Genomic DNA, 15,714 nt, shown 5'->3' on the forward strand with positions numbered 1-15,714 from the left:
TATACATACGAATTGTGGTTCGTAACTCGAACCGTGAGGAGAATGCCATGACGGATCTGCTGGGAATCGATGCCCTCCTGAGCGAAGAAGAAAAAGCCACGCGTGACCGCGTGGCCGCACTGGTGGATGAGCACATCCGCCCGCACGTGGCGCAGTGGTACGAGGACGCGGTGCTGCCGGAATCGATCTTCCCGGTGCTGGCGGAGGCTGGTCTGTTCGGGATGCACCTGGAAGGCTATGGCTGCGCCGGGCGCACTGCTGTGGAATACGGGCTGGCCATGCAGGAGCTAGAGGCCGGCGATTCGGGAATTCGCACGGTGGTCTCGGTGCAGGGATCGCTGGCGATGTCGGCGATTTATAAACACGGCTCCGAGGAACAGAAGCAACAGTGGTTGCCTAAGATGGCCGCGGGTGACGTCATTGGCTGCTTCGGGCTAACGGAGCCGACCGCCGGATCGGACCCGGCGGGCATGGCGACGGTGGCGCGCTACCGCTCAGGCGAGTGGATTATCGATGGCGCGAAGCGCTGGATTGGCCTGGCAAGCGTGGCCGGGGTGGCCATTATCTGGGCCAAGGTGGACGAGGAGGATGCCTCCGCCGCCGGGGTGGAGGCGGGCGTGCGCGGGTTCATTGTGCCGACATCTACGCCGGGTTTTAGAGCTACCCCAATCACCCGCAAGCTGTCGATGCGCGCTTCTATCCAGTGCGATATTTTGCTGGATGGTGTGACCGTGCCTGGTGACGCCCTGCTGCCCAAGCACCCTGGCCTCAAGGGGCCGTTCATGTGCCTTAATGAGGCGCGCTTCGGTATCAGCTTCGGTGCTTTGGGCGCTGCGCGCGATTCCTTGGAGGTGGCGCTGAAGTATGCCAAGGAGCGCAAGCAATTCGACCGCTCGCTGGCATCCTTCCAGCTCACGCAGCAAAAGCTGGTCGATATGGCGGTGGAGCTGAACAAGGGGCAGCTGTTGGCGCTCAACCTGGGGCGCGCCAAGGACGCGGGAACGTTGGAGCCCTACCAAATCTCGGTGGGCAAGCTGGCCAACTGCCGCACCGCCATCGAGATCTGCCGCCAAGCTCGCACCATCCTGGGCGGCAACGGCGTCACGGCGGACTATTCGCCGCTGCGGCACGCCGCCAACCTGGAATCAGTGCGCACCTACGAGGGCACCGATGAGATCCACACGCTGATTCTGGGGCGCGTGCTGACGGGGGAGCAGGCGTTTAGCTAATCGCGTTCTGCGGCGTAGCTCGATCTGTTGTGGAACCTCTACAAGTTCAGTAGATGGTCCCAACAGGATGGTTCTTCTACTTTGGTCCTTCATCATAGGTGAAGGACCATCTGTGTACCGGAAAACAGGGAAAGATGGTCCCTTGGCTCTGATAGGGGACCAGAGTAAAGGGACCATCTAACAAAGGAAGGACTGGGCGCGCTAGCTAGCTTCTGCTGTCCTTTGGCTTTGGGGCGTTCGGATCGATCGGGTGCCCGTCAGCGTCTAGATCATTGAGTTCTGCCAGTTCCGTGAAATCCGCCTGCGCGTCGGCGAAGCCTTCCTCCGGATCGATCTCATCGAAGTTGCGGATGGTGCCGTCGCGCTCGTCCTTGAACATGTCCTTGCCGTAGATGACCAGCACCATAATGATGCCGGCGGCGAATCCCCACGCGGCGCCCTGGGTGGCCAGCACGCCAGCGGTTACGCCTGCGATGCCAAGATCCTTCTGGTTCTTGGCCTCCATGATGCCCACACGTACGGACACGAAGCCCTGGATGATGAGCGTCAGCGCCAATCCCACCGGCAGGATGGGCTCAACGAAGGAGGTAATCGGTAGCAGGAGGAGGCCCGTGTTGGTGCCCCAGCGGAAGGAGCCCGCGCCACCGAAGATGGTGCGCATGGCGCGCTTGCCCTGCTTGTAGCGCTCAACGATGACCACGTGCATCGCCGCCCACAGTGGACCACACATGGCGATGTCTGGGCCGATGATGGACATCAGCATGTTGCGGCCGCCGAAGAGGAGGTGTGCGCGCGACGGGCTGTAGACCACGGCCTCATCCGTACGGACATGGTCGGCTTCCTTGAGAACGGCGTTGGCTTGCAGGACGTCACCGAAGACGACGATGTAGGCAGCCAACACTGTGGGGATGGCGGTAAGGAACATGTGCGCCGGCGGCAAGCCAACGCCGAAGACCGTGTACTCAGACCACAGCGTGATGAAGTCAGGCTTGGAGAAGCCCCACTCCACGTCCGGCCACGGTGCCTCGCCGGCCAGCGGTGCGACGAAGACCGCGACGAAGATGGCGGGCAGGATGCCTAGCGAAGCCAGGAAACGCCAGCCGGCGGCCTTCTGCCGCAGTGCCTGGAAGCCGCGCGAATACATGAGGAAGAAGGCCACGGCCACCGCGATGGTGATGGTGATAGGGAAGGAGTGGAAACGTCCGTCTTCTTGAAATACCGAGATAATCGCTGCAATACCGGCACCAAGCACGATACCGGCGCGCAGGCCTGAAGGAATGAGGCGAACGACCTTTGACGCCCACCCAGTTATACCCAGTGTTAAGGAGAATATGCCCAACAAGAGCTGGAAACTGATGAGCGCCCAGATTCGCTGCTCTCCTTCCGGGAAGGTCTGGATGTAGACCGTCAGCAGCGGAATAGCTGGGGTAATCCAACCCGGGACAACCGGGTCACCCAAGAGGTGGTGGGTCAGGTAGAGAAGGCCGTTGAGCATGACGACGGCCAGTGCCGCCTCATAGGGCATGCCGAGGGCCTCAGTCATGAGGGGGATAGCACCCAGATCGACCACGCACATGAACAAGCCTTGTGCGAAGTCTGGCCACTCAATGCGGTAGTGCACGAACGGCAAGCGGACATCAAAGGGCCCCATCTTCCAGTGGGGCGAAGCTTGACCGATTCCCTGTTCTTCGGGTTCGGCGGCTTCGGTGGTTGCGGCCATGACGGCCTCCTTTCAAAGAAAAAGGGACCAAGCCCTACGGGCGCGAACCGCGCAGGGCTTGGTGAGGAAAGGTGAAGTGGTTGAGGTTTAGCCGAGTCTTGATTAGTCGAACTCGATGATCTGGCGCAGCGCCACACCGTCGGACAGGCGGTCCATGGCGGTGTTGATGTCCTCGAGCTTGATGTGGTCGGAGATCAGGGCCTCGGCGTTGAGCTTGCCCTCGCGCCACAGTTGCTCGTACTTCGGGATGTCCTTCGACGGAACGGAAGAACCCAGGTAGCAACCATGTACGCGGCGTGCCTCTGAGGTCATCACGAGCGGGTCGATGGTGATGGTGGAGCCCGGTGCTGGCAGGCCAACGGTGACGGTCAGGCCGCCCGGTGCAGTGACCTTGTAGGCGGTTTCCAGGGCCTTCGGGTGGCCGGCGGCCTCCACGACGGCGGTGAACTTCTTGCCGGACTCTTCAGCTTCCTGCGGGGTCATGGCGGAAGTGGCGCCGATTTCGAGGGCCTTCTCGCACTTGTCCTTCTGCATGTCAATGCCCACGATCTCCTTCACGCCGAGCGCAGCGGCGGTGATGATGGCGGCCATGCCCACGCCACCGAGGCCGACGACGGCGATGCTGTCCTCCGGCTTCGGATCAATTTCGTTAAGGATGGCGCCGCCGCCAGTAAGGATGGCGCAGCCGAGGATGGCGGCGATATCCGCCGGGACATCGGAGCCAACCGGTACGACGGAGAGCTCGGAAACCACTGCGTGGGTTGCGAAGCCGGAAACGCCGAGGTGGTGCTGGACCATCTCACCATTGCGGGTGAGGTGGCGGGTACCGCGGATGAGGGTGCCCTCGTTGTTGGTCTTGGAGCCAACCTCACACGGCATCTTGCCGTCGGTCTTGCAACCAGCGCACTCGCCGCAGCGCGGCAGGAAGGTCATGACCACGTGGTCGCCGACCTTGACGTTGGTAACGCCCGGGCCAATCTCCTCGACGATGCCTGCGGACTCGTGGCCCAGCAGCATCGGCAGCGGGCGGGGGCGGTTGTTGTTGACCACGGAGAGGTCGGAGTGGCAGAGGCCAGCGGCGGTGATCTTGACCAAGATCTCGCCTTCGCCGGGGGCGGTGAGCTCGAGCTCGCTCACGGTAATGGGCTTGGAGTCGGCGTAGGGACGCTCATCGCCGGAGCGTTCCAGGACGGCGCCGCGAATGGTAATCGTGTCAGACATATCTACCTCCAGACATCGGGTGGGCTAATGCAACGTAATGTACGCCACAGGATATCGATGAGAGCAGGAATGGTATGGGAGAAATTACATCAGACGGCTAATTAGATAGGGAATTCTCTACTTGCTGAGCGTGTGGGCGCGCAGCGCCACGAAGACATCGAGCCCGCGCTGGCCGACGGCCCACTCATCACCCATCAACTCCGAGATCCGGTCGAGCCGCTGGCGCACCGTATTGGGGTGGATGAACATCGCCTGGGCGGTCTGCGGGATGCTGTGTCCAGAGAGCAGGTAGTGGTGGGCGGTATCGGTCAGCTCCGTGGAATGCTCCTCGTCATAACGCAGCAGCGGGCCGATGGTGCGTGTGGAAAGAGCGTTCAATGCGTGTGGGTCCGCGCCTAAAATGAGGCCCACCGTGCCCAGGGAGTCCTCGGTGATCAGACGGCCGCGCACTCCCAGGGCGAGCGCTGATTCCAGGTAAGACATGGCGGAATCATGTGCGCTGCGTGCTTCACTCAGGCCATCAAAGCCGATGGCGGAGACCGCTAAATCGGGGAACTCAGATAGCAGCGGGGCCAGCGCCGCATCGATACCTCGATCCGGCTGGTACAGCACGCACACGTGCTGATCGTGGTGCGTAATAGCGGCATTACCCGGCAAGAGGTGTTCCAGCTGCGGACGAGTGGGCAGGCCCTTTGCTGAGTGCAGGCCGACGAAATACAGCTGTGCTGAGGAGTTCAGGCTGATACCCGTCAGGTGTCGCAGGCGGGCGATCTCCTCACGCCCGGCATTACCCAGCGCCACGGCATAGACCAGGTCATCGACTTTGCGCGCGGTGGCGTCGACAAGCGCCTCGGCAAAAAGGGCAATCGCGGTAAAGGCCGCGGAAGCATGGCTGATGACGCGCAATTCGGCGTCGCTGAGCTGCTTGTCCACACCAATCGTTCCTAGTGCGCGGCCATTAAACTCCACAGGGAACGTGCTTGCTGGGGCAGCGTCCGGGGCATCCTCCGTGGTCCACAGCATCACCGGAGCGTCGAGACTTTCAGTCAGCACGCGTTCCAGCTCTTCGAAGCTGGCATTGTTCATGAGCACGTGGAGCAGTTTCGCGTTGACCTCATTGAGCCACTGCAGCTCTTCTACATGGCGGCTCAGAGCTATCTGCGATCGGGTTAGCTCGGCAACGGATTCGCCCTGGCTCTCGATGACTTGCGCATTCTCCAATGCCACAGAGGTGATAGAGCCAAGCACCTCGAGCGCGGCAATTTCCTCGTGCGTGTAGTGGCGGGGGTGGCGGTCACCCACGAGCAGCGCACCGATGGTGCGCCCGGCAATTCGAATCGGGGCGCCGAGGATCCCGCGGATGCCTTCGGCCTCCACCGCGCGGTCCACGTAATCCACGTGCGTGACGTTGGGGTCGGCGGAATGGTCATAGGTCCACGCCGGGCGGTTGGTAGCGGCCACAATGCCGAGGATTCCAGAGCCCATCGGCATGTTGATGGTGCGGAACTCCTCAGTGACGACACCGCTGGTGGCCAGCACCTTGGTAAAGCCGGTGTCCTCATCGTTGAGGCTGAGGTAGCCCACGTCCGTGCCAATAGTGGTGCGCGCGTGGCGCACGATGGCGTGGAAGATATCAGATGATTCGCGGCCCGAGTTGAGCATCTGGGAAACATCGAGCAGCTTGGTCGACATCACGCGCCACGTGTGGTTGGCGCGCATGGTCTCCTCAACGGCCCGAAGCGAACTGAGCTCCTCGGCAGCCAGTTGCTCTCGCAGCTCGTCGGGGACGCGGGTGCCGCTGGCGAGGTGGGAGAGTACGGTGCCGAGGAGAGACATGCCCCTAGTTTAGGGGGCTGGTCGGGGCGCCACCTACTTCCAGTGGGAAGAGGAACGCTTGGTCATCTGCTCGCGGTATTGCTGGGTGGTGGTGGGCAGGAGCTCACCGGTGGCCCAGTCCAGGATGACGCCGTAGTGGCGGACCAGGTCGAGCTGGTCCAGTTCGCCGGCGTTGTAGCGTTCTGCCACGGACTCCGGGTCCTCCTTCAGCTTGTCCAGGCGGGTGGAGCGCAGCTCCTCACGCAGCGTCTTCGTTGCATTCTCATCGAGCTCGTACTCATCGATCTCGGGGTCGATGGCGTGGATGACAACGCCGTAGTCCTTGGCGGCACGGCCCACGGAGACGTAACCGTCGATGACGTCCTCCAACACGGCCTTCGGGTCGCGCTCCAGGGTATCGCCGAAGCCACCGCCACCGGCAGAGGGGCGCTCGAAGGTATCGCCCGGGCCCACCGGCACATTGGAGAAGAGCGCGCCGAGGTACTTCTCATCCGGGGTGCCGCGGTTGAGCCACACACCCTGCGGGATAGACGGCAGACCACCCTCGATGCCCCAGGTGACCGAACGGGAACGGTCACAGCAGTAACTCATCACAGTCTGGTTCGCGTCCGTGAGCACGCCGCCCTTGGATACGCCGACGCCGCCGCGGAACTTGCCGGGGCCGGCCGAGTCGGTGACCAGCGCGTGGTGGCTGGTGATCACCGGGGAGAGGCGCTCCTGGCCTTCCACCGGCTGGACCGCCAGGCCTGGGCCGAAGACCGGCGCGGTGGCGGAGGAACCATCGCGGTCGACGCGGCCGCCCCAGCCGCCGGCCATCCAGTCGTACCACATGAAGAACTCGCCCTTGTCCTGCGGTTTCTTCGCATCACGCGTATCCCAACCACCGATGAGGAGATATTCCAGGTTGAAGGCACAGGCCATGGCGCGCTCCTGCATGAGCTGGGACCACAGCTCGAAGACGGCGTTCATGATCTTCTCGAAGGGGCCCGAACAGAAGCCGGTGACAGCGTGCGGCATTCCGGCGTTGACCACGGTGCCTTCCGGGCCGAGGTCGATGTCCATGGCGCGGTAGAGGCCGGAGTTCAGCGGCACGTCGGGGAAGAAGGTCTTGGTACCGGCGACGATTCCGGAGAACGCAGAACCATAGCCCGCGTTGAGGAAGCTGGCGACCGCCGGTGCGGATCCATCCAGCGAGTAGGACAGGCGCCCTCCCTTGATGCGCATCGTGACCTTGATGGGAACCAAGCCCTCATCCTTAGCCGGGTCGAGGTCGATGTAGTCGGTGGTGGACCACTCGCCGTCGTCAAGCTCGGCGACACGGGCGGTGACGATGTCCTCCACGTAGTCCTGGACCTCACGCAGCGCGGTGCGCACGATGTCGACAGAGTATTTGTCCACGAGGCGGTGGATTTCGCGCTCGCAGACCGCGGTGGCCTCGGCCTGGGCCTTGAGGTCACCCATGACGATCTCGGGGCTACGGGTATTGCCCGCCAGGAGCTTGGCGACGTCCCTGAGGAACACGCCCTTGGACCACACACGCACCGGGGTGATGCGCAGGCCTTCGGTGTAGTAGTTGGTGGCGGACACGTCGAAGGAGCCTGGGACGGAGCCGCCGGCATCGGCCCAGTGGCCCTTGTTCTGCGCGAAGGCCAAAAGCGTGCCCTCGTAGAAGATGGGGCGCAGGAAGGACACGTCATTCATGTGCGTGCCGCCCTGGTAGGGGTCATTGATAGCGAACACGTCGCCTTCGTGGATGTCATCCCCGAATTCCTTGAGCACGGCCTGGCACTGGAAGTGCAGCGTGCCGACGTGCACGGCGATGTCCTGGTCACCCTGCATGACGGTGTTGCCCTCGGCGTCACACAGCGCGGAGGAGAAGTCACGTGAATAGATAACGAAGGAGTAGCACGTACGCAGAATCTGCTCGGACATGAGGTTGACCGAGGTGGCGAAGGCGTTCTTGAGAACCTCGAAGGTCACTGGGTCGAGCGTGCGGCGGTTTGATGAGGACTGAGCCTGTGTCTGTGAAGCAGTCATGTCGATTCCTTTCTTAAGGAGAGTCTGAAGGCGAGAGTCTTAGGCGTTGGTGGCCTTGCCGATGTGGATGCGGATGTTGGACCACTCATCGATTTCTGCGCGGTCTCCTGGCGGAATGACGGTGGTGGCGTCGAACTGATCGATGATGGCGGGGCCGTTGAGTTTCGCACCGGCCTTCAGATCCGGGCGGTGGTAAATCGGGACATCGGCCCAGCCGCCGTGCGCGGAGAAGTACACCGGACGGGTGGTCTCCGGGAGCTCTGCCTCGTGCTCTTCGACCTCATAGTGCTTGAAGGGCGGGTTCTCCAGCTCACCGATGGCGATGAGGCCAATCTGGTAGAACTCTACGGCACCGTCGCGGTCGGCGAAGGAGTATTCGCGCTCGTGCTCATCGTGGAACATGGCGACGGCATCATCTAGCGGGTTATCGGATTCCGGGATCTCCACGGTCAGCGAGCGCCACTGGCCGCGGTAGCGCATGGAGGCGGTCAGCTTAAACTTCATGCGTTCCTCCGGCACGTGCTCCTTGTGGAGACGCTCGCGGGCCTCGGAGATGAGTGCCTGGAATTCCTTGCGCAGTTCCGCGGTGTCCACCTCGTCCACGGCTGCTTGGTACATCTTGGTGATGTCGTGGCGGATGTCCACGAGCAGGCAGCCCTGAGCGGAAGTCACGCCTGGGTGCGGCGGCACCACGACGGTGGGGATGGAGAGGTCGCGGGCCACCTCTGCTCCATGCAGTGCGCCGGCGCCGCCGCCGACGACGAGGACGAAATCGCGCGGGTCGTAGCCGCGGCGGATGGACAGCAGGCGAACGGCGTCGGCCATGTTGGCGTTGGCCACCTGGACGATGTTTTCCGCGGCGGTTTCGGTATCGAGACCCAGAGGATCGGCGACGGTCTTGTTGACGGCTTCACGCGCGGCATCTGGGTTCAGCTTCAGCGCGCCGCCGATGAGCTCGGTGCCGAGGCGGCCGAGGGTGACGTTGGCATCGGTATTCGTGGCTTCGGTGCCGCCGCGCTCGTAGCAGACCGGTCCCGGATCCGCACCGGCCGACTGCGGACCATTGCGCAGGGAGCCTGCCTCATCGATCCAGGCCTCCGAACCGCCACCGGCACCGATGGTGCCCACCTCAATGGATGGGAAGCAGATGGGGAAGCCGTACTCGACCTGCCACTGCTTGGTAATGCGGATATCGCCTTCGTAGACCAAGGCGATGTCGGTGGAGGTACCGCCCATCTCCAAGCCGATCGCGTTGGAGTAGCCGCAGCGCGTCGCAATATCCTGCACCGCGATGGCGCCGGCGGCAATGCCGGAGGCGGCCAGGCGGACCGGGTAGCGGGAAACCATCTCCGGGGTCATGGAACCGCCGCCGGAGTGCAGCAGCAGCAGGTCACCGTCGTAGCCGCCTTCCTCCAGCTGGCGGGACAGGCGGTTGACGTAGCCGGAGACGAGCGGAGCCAGGACCGCATTGGCGACGGTCGTGGAGAAGCGGTCGTGCTCGAAGATCTCCGGGAGGATTTCGGAGGAGGTGGAGATGGCGGCGTCGGGAAGCTCCTCGCGCAGGATCTCCGCCATGCGCTCCTCGTGGGAGGCGTTAGCGTGGGAGTTGATAAAGCAGACCGCCACGGTCTCAATCTTCTTGCGGCGCAGGATGCCGGCGATGCGGCGAGCTTCTGCCTCATCGAGCGGGGTGACCTCTGCACCATCGAAGTCGATGCGCTCCTCGACCTCGTAGCGGTCGCGGCGGCGGATATAGGGCTCCGGAACATCGTGGTAGGCATCCCACAGCTCGTCCTTCGTACCATCACGAATCTCCAGGACATCGCGGAAGCCCTTCGTGGTGATGAGCGCTGCCGGCGGGAAGCGGCGCTGGATCAGCGCGTTGGTGGCCACCGTGGTGCCGTGGGAGAAAACGTCGACCTGGTTGAGCTGGACGTCGGCCTGCTTGAGGCCGTTCATCACTGCCTTCATGGGGTCATCAGGGGTGGAGGGGACCTTCGCTACTGACAGCTCGTGGGTGTCGGTGTTAACAATCGCGACGTCGGTGAACGTTCCGCCGACATCAACGGATACGCGAAATGGCTTGGTCTCCGTCATGGTGTGGACCTCTCTTTCAAAGGCTCGTGAATTCGGTTGGAAGGAATCTTCATATGCTCCGGGCAGGCAAGCAATGGAGGAAAAGTGAATTGAGGGGAAAACGAATGGAGGAAACTCCAAAAAGCCAGGCTGCCGGCCACTAGAATTACCTGATTAAAAGTAAGATAGGACACTATTTTTCGGAGGGTTAAGTGGCGTCACAAGAAAACCCGGAGTTGCACATCGCGGATCTCGTCGTGATGGAACCGCGGTTGCGCCGCATCAACAAGGCCCTCGAAAATGAAGAGTTTGTGGGGTTGTGCGCTGAGGGTGACGGCGACGTGAGCGGCTGGTTGGTCCTGCCCCGGGTAGAGGGAACACCCCGCGCCATTCAACGCCGCTTAGCCGATGCCGCCGGCGTGGTATTCCTCGAATCTGAATTCACTGAGCAGGAAATCCTGGACTCCGTGGACGGCACCGTGTCCCTCCTATACGGCACCGAGGGGCTCACACGTCAAGACATTCGGCGCGCGGTGGATGAGCTGCTGCGCCGCCAGCCCAACCTCACCTCATGGCGCAAGCTCAGCACCATTGGTCAATTAAGCCCCGGGCTGGTCAACCCTGCCCCCGAATCCGAAATCCTCTCCCGCTTTGCCAGGTTTAGCGGGGATTCCTTACTTCTTTTGGCCGTCGATGGCCGGGTCATCGCCGCGGCCGGCGAGCTGCCCGCGCGAAGCATTGCGCGCTCCTTGTCGGTTGTTAGCAACCACAGCACGACTACTTTGCACGTGGGGCGGTGGAAGGTCTTTGCCCGGTGGCTCGACATTGCCGGCGAAAGCCCGTCCTTTGATCACGGCTATTGGTTGATCCGGGGGCGGCAGACCAGCCGGGATGCGGACTTCGATGACCCCGCCTTTGCAGCACTGGAGGAGCTGCTCACCGCTTCCTTGTTGGCGCAGCGAAACATCCAGCGGAACCACGTCGCGGAATCAAGCGCCTTATTGATGGCGTTGTGCGACGACAGTTCGGACAGGGAGGAGGTGGCCACCACCTTGCGCAGGAGAGGGTTTTCGGAACACGCGACAATGCGGCTCATAGTCTCGGACTCCGTCAAGGATTCCTACCGCAGCGATGTGCGGGATAAGGCTTTTGCGGTGGCGCAGGACGCGGGCGTGCCATTGGTGCTGGGCTATGTGGCTGGCCGTACTTGCGTGCTGACGACCCAGTCGGGAGCCGAAGCAAAAATTGCGGATGTGCTCTTCGGCTCGGTTGGGCTTTCCGATGCCTTCGATGCCGTCGAGGAGGGCCCGCAGGCGTGGCTGCAGGCTCTGGTTGCTGCCGTAGTGGTGGACCGGCAACACTCCCTGCACGTGCAGAGCATGGAGTTTTCTCAGTGCAGCGCCATCGAGAAGGCGGCGGCGTACCTGGGTCAGCGCGGTTTAGAAGATGCCGTGGGGGAGCTCGACCGAGCGATCGGCTCGATCAAGGATGGTGAAGAGATCTTTCAGGCCTATGAGGCTGAAGGGTTTTCCGTTGCCCGCGCGGCAAAGGTCGTGGGTGTACATGCCAATACGGTGCGGCACCGGCTGGAGGCACTGGAGGAGCGCATTCGTTTCTCGGATGCCGACTTAGTGTTGTGGGTGCTGTGGAAAGCACTGCGCCCCCGCATGCAGCGCTAGGCGCTTGAGACGCGGGGGCGGAGAGAAAGAGGGTAGGTGGTGATGGGGGAATAGTGAGAGCTACACCTTCTTCTTAGTGCGCGGAATGGGCTTGCCAGTGATGAGCGCGTGGAGCTTGCCATCACCAATCTGTAGCTCTTCGGGCACGTCCTCGGAATCGACCTCAGTCATGATTTCTCTGATGAAGTCAGATTCGGGAATGGAGGAATTGCGGGCGATAGCGGAAAGCTCGCGCATTTCCTCCTCAGAGAGGTGGTTGTCATTCTCAAAACGCTTCTTGAGTAGTTCGCGCGCACGGCGGCGCAGATCGGCCTCAGACTGCAGGTCCTTGCGGTTCTTCAACCAAGCAAAGCCGATGATGAACATGATGGCGATACCCATGTAGCCCAGAATCGGGTATACCCATCCGATGAGGTTAGAGAAGCCGACGAAGGAGAGCACGAATCCGATGAGCACCGAGATGACATAAACCTTGTAGAAGTGCTGTGGCTTGCCACGGGTCAGGCGCTTGGCAAAGGCATAGAACATGCCGATGGCGGTGTTATAAATCATGCCGTAGATGGCGATCGACATGGCGACTCCGAGCGCGGGATGAATTTGCTCAATCATGGCCAACGTTGGCATCTCAGCCTCGGTGATCGGGCCCACCGAAACGTAGAGGCCGCCCACCAGGACCGCGAGTAGGAACAGGAAGCACAGGCCGCCGAGGATTCCGCCGTAGCCCACTTCCTTGGCATCGAGGAAGTTGCCGCCGATGACGATCATCATGGAGACCACCACGATGACGTTGAGGCCCAAGTTATTGATGGCGGAGACCCACCAGTTGGGCAGCGTGGTGGGAATGTTCTGCGCCTGTTCGTTGAGGTGCGACCAATCAGGGCTGGACGTCAACACGGTATACACGGTGCCGATGGTTAGCAGGATGATGATGAACGGGGTGATAGCACCAATGGCGATGGTCACCTTGTCCACGTCGAGCAAACCAGTCAGCAGCGTGAGAATGAGCATGAGGATCGCGCCGATCCACACAGGCCAGCCCCACTGCTGGTTGAGGTTGGTGCCGGCGCCGGCGAACATGGCGAAGCCGATGCAGAAAAGACAGGTCAGCGTGGCGAAGTCAAGGATCTTCGACACGATGGGCGTGGACACCGCATTGAACACAGACGTGTGTTCTTTTGCGCGGTGATAAGAACCCAATTGGAGAATGGTGATACCGGAAATGGTCATGGCCAGTGCGGTGACGATGGCACCGACGATGCCCATGTTTCCGAAGGCAACGAAGTATTGGAGCGCCTCGCGGCCGGACGCGAAGGAGGCACCCGCGAGCACGCCGATGAAGGCCATCGCGATGCCGAATGAGCGTTTAAGCATGGTGAACCTAACTGTGGATGGATAGATGCTTCTACTTATGCAGACAGGGCAGGCCGCCCAGGAAAGGTGCCTGCCCCGTGTGTAATGGAGCGAAAGCTGTTAGCTCGTCACCGTCTTGATGAACTCGGCGATTCCAGCGAGCTCCTCCTCGCCGCGGTCAATGATCGCCGCGGAGGTAAAGAGCCCGTGGTGGTAGCCCAGGAGGTGCTTGTGCGTGACGTCGACGCCCGCTTTTGCCAGCTTCCCGGCATACTCGATGCCCTCATCCGCCAGCGGATCGTTATCCACCGTGATGACGAGCGACGGGGGCAGGCCTTCCGGCAGCTCTTCCAGCAACAGTGGGGAGAGATCCGTGGCGGTGCGCTGGGATTCCTCCGTGACGAAGGTATCGATGAACCACCGCATGGTGTCCGATGCCAGCGGGAAGCCCTCCTCCAGGCGCTTGTAGGAGGCACCGTTCTCGGTGCGCTCGCGGGAGCAATCCGTGATCGGGTAGAGCAGGATCTGGGCGCTGAGCTTGGCGACGTTTTCCTCGCCCACAAACTCATTCGCCAACGTGGCAGCCAACTGGCCGCCGGCCGAATCACCGGCGACCGCGATGGAGGTCACGGTCAGTCCGTGTTCTGCCTCGGGGTTGGACAGCCAGCGGTAGGCGGCGCGGCAATCGTCGATTGCCGCCGGGTAGGTGTGCTCTGGGGCGAGGCGATAATCCACCGCGACAACCGGGAGGCCGGTCAGCACCGCGATACGGCGTACCGAGGAGTGGTGGGTCTCCAAGTTGCCCATGAGCCAGCCGCCGCCGTGCATGTAGAGCACCGCGGGGGTCTCCTGGCCGCGTTCTGCCTCCGGGCGGGGGTCATAAAGGCGAACCTGGAACTGGTCGACCTGGAAATCTGTGGTCGCAGGTTCCTTCTCCTCGTGGAGCGGGTTGGCGTGGGCCGAGGCTACGTAGTTCTCACGCACCTGCGGGATGGGGAAGTTATGGAAGGACTTCGCTCCACCATCGCGGAAAGGCTTCAGCGCCTTCCACGCATCCTCAGCGACGGGGCGCCCGGAGTATTCGTCGTGCAGAGTGTGCATCGTGATCACTACCTTCTAGACCAGCTCGTAGTCGTTGATCTCCAGCTTGTCGGTAAGCTCGTAGTACTCAGCAACGTTGCCGGACCAGTTGTTGATGACGCGGCCTTCCTCGTTCTTGTACCACGAGGAGCAGTCAGCGGAGAACGCAGACTCCTCGAGCTCCTTCTGGATTTTGGTGTTGAACTCGTCGATGACGTCCTTCTTCACATCGAGGGCTGCCTCCGGGTTCTCGCGCAGGTAAGCAACGGCCTGGGAGATGTAGCGGTCCTGCGCCTCGAGCATGGCCACCACGGAGTGGTGGTTGAGGTTGGTGTTCGGGCCGTAGAGCATGAAGAAGTTCGGGAAGCCGTCCACGGTCATGCCCAGGTACGCTTCCGGGGAGTTGCCCCAGCGCTCGCGCAGGTCGATGCCGTCGCGGCCGGCAATCGGCAGGTCGCCCTGGAACTCCTGGGAGTGGAAGCCGGTGGCGTAGATGACCACGTCGAAGTCATGCTCGACGCCGTCCTCGGTGCGGATGCCGGTCTCGGTGAACTTCTCGATGCCAGCGGTGACAAGCTCCACGTTGTCACGGTTGAAGGTGGGGTAGAAGTCATCGGAGCGCAGGATGCGCTTGCAGCCGAAGGCGAAGGTCGGGGTGAGCTTCTCCACCAGCTCCGGGTCGTTGACCTGGGAGCGCAGGTGCTCCATGGCCTGCTCGACACCCTCGGCAGCGGAATCGGTGCCCTTGCGGGTGCGGTCGAAGCCCTCCTCGCGGACCTCGTGGATCTCCTGGCGGATGGCGCGGTAGGAATCCGGGTTTTCCTGGAATTCCTTGGTCTCCTCCTCGGTGAAGATGACCTGGTTGCGCGGCAGGATGTAGTTAGCGGAGCGCTGGAACACGGAGAGCTTCTCCGCCACCTTTGCTACCTCCGGAACCAGCTGAACAGCGGAAGCCGCGTTTCCGATGACGGCGACCTTCTTGCCGGCCAGGTCAACGTCGTGGTTCCACTCAGCGGAGTGGAACTGCACGCCCTGGAATGCCTCGCGGTTCGGGAAGTTCGGAACCTTCGGCTTGGAGAGCTGGCCCCACGCACCGACGAAGACGCGGCCGTAGTAGGTCTCACCGTTGGCTTCGATCTCCCATGCCTTGAGGTCTTCCTTCCACTCGGCGTTGGTGATGCGGTGGTTGAACTTGATGTGGTCGTAGAGGTTGAATTCCTCGGCAAGAGCCTTGAGGTAGCCCTGCATCTCGTCCTGGCCGGCGAACATGCGGGAGACGCCGAGGTTGAGGAAGTAGGAGTAGCAGTAGATCAGAGCCTGGGTATCGCAGGCAGCGCCCGGGTAGGTGTTGTCGCGCCAGACGCCGCCGACCTCGTCGGCTGCTTCGAGGATGAGGAAGTCCTGCTGCTCGTCGCGAACAAGTTGGGCGCCCATGCCCAGTCCGCCGTAGCCGGTGCCGAGGATGATGCAGTCGTAGATCTTCATA

The 15,714-nt window shown here is 62.1% G+C and carries 10 protein-coding genes; 2 read left to right on the forward strand and 8 right to left on the reverse strand.

The features are described from left to right. Positions 1-47 precede the first annotated feature (47 nt). Positions 48-1,229, forward strand: coding sequence for an acyl-CoA dehydrogenase family protein (locus R3O64_RS03190; RefSeq protein WP_339017282.1), 1,182 nt, complete (start codon positions 48-50; stop codon positions 1,227-1,229). A gap of 205 nt (positions 1,230-1,434) precedes the next feature. Here R3O64_RS03190 and R3O64_RS03195 read toward each other — a convergent pair whose 3' ends face one another. The 5 genes from R3O64_RS03195 to R3O64_RS03215 all read right to left on the reverse strand — a co-directional run bounded on the left by R3O64_RS03195 (position 1,435) and on the right by R3O64_RS03215 (position 10,140). Beyond that, positions 1,435-2,949, reverse strand: a complete 1,515-nt coding sequence (locus tag R3O64_RS03195) for a hypothetical protein (RefSeq protein ID WP_339017283.1) — start codon at positions 2,947-2,949, stop codon at positions 1,435-1,437. Positions 2,950-3,051: 102 nt separating this feature from the next. After that, the gene (locus R3O64_RS03200; protein WP_070523370.1) at positions 3,052-4,170 is read right to left on the reverse strand and encodes an alcohol dehydrogenase catalytic domain-containing protein; all 1,119 of its coding nucleotides are present in this window, start codon (positions 4,168-4,170) and stop codon (positions 3,052-3,054) included. Between the two features lie 117 nt (positions 4,171-4,287). Then, entirely contained in the window at positions 4,288-6,006 is a 1,719-nt protein-coding gene (locus tag R3O64_RS03205) for a helix-turn-helix domain-containing protein (RefSeq protein WP_339017284.1), read from the reverse strand. Positions 6,007-6,039: 33 nt separating this feature from the next. Next, positions 6,040-8,043 carry a hydantoinase B/oxoprolinase family protein gene (locus tag R3O64_RS03210; protein WP_339017285.1) on the reverse strand — a complete coding sequence of 668 codons (2,004 nt, stop codon included), beginning with the start codon at positions 8,041-8,043 and terminating at the stop codon, positions 6,040-6,042. A 39-nt stretch (positions 8,044-8,082) separates the two neighbouring features. After that, positions 8,083-10,140 carry a hydantoinase/oxoprolinase family protein gene (locus R3O64_RS03215; RefSeq protein WP_250224495.1) on the reverse strand — a complete coding sequence of 686 codons (2,058 nt, stop codon included), beginning with the start codon at positions 10,138-10,140 and terminating at the stop codon, positions 8,083-8,085. Positions 10,141-10,331: 191 nt separating this feature from the next. Here R3O64_RS03215 and R3O64_RS03220 point away from each other — a divergent pair, with 191 nt between their 5' ends. Further along, entirely contained in the window at positions 10,332-11,798 is a 1,467-nt protein-coding gene (locus tag R3O64_RS03220) for a helix-turn-helix domain-containing protein (RefSeq protein ID WP_250224496.1), read from the forward strand. Positions 11,799-11,858: 60 nt separating this feature from the next. On the opposite strand, the gene R3O64_RS03225 is transcribed toward R3O64_RS03220, so the two are convergent. The 3 genes from R3O64_RS03225 to R3O64_RS03235 all read right to left on the reverse strand — a co-directional run bounded on the left by R3O64_RS03225 (position 11,859) and on the right by R3O64_RS03235 (position 15,713). Then, on the reverse strand, positions 11,859-13,169 hold the full coding sequence (locus R3O64_RS03225; protein WP_339017286.1) for a hypothetical protein: 1,311 nt from the start codon (positions 13,167-13,169) through the stop codon (positions 11,859-11,861). A gap of 99 nt (positions 13,170-13,268) precedes the next feature. Further along, a complete protein-coding gene (locus R3O64_RS03230; protein ID WP_339017287.1) occupies positions 13,269-14,249 on the reverse strand; it encodes an alpha/beta hydrolase in 981 nt (326 codons plus the stop codon). 15 nt (positions 14,250-14,264) lie between these two features. After that, complete coding sequence (locus tag R3O64_RS03235; RefSeq protein WP_339017288.1) at positions 14,265-15,713, reverse strand: NAD(P)/FAD-dependent oxidoreductase; 1,449 nt, start codon at positions 15,711-15,713, stop codon at positions 14,265-14,267. Position 15,714 lies beyond the last annotated feature (1 nt).

Origin of the sequence: Corynebacterium hesseae (genome assembly GCF_037850265.1) — a bacterium.
GTDB classification, from domain to species: Bacteria; Actinomycetota; Actinomycetes; order Mycobacteriales; family Mycobacteriaceae; genus Corynebacterium; species Corynebacterium hesseae.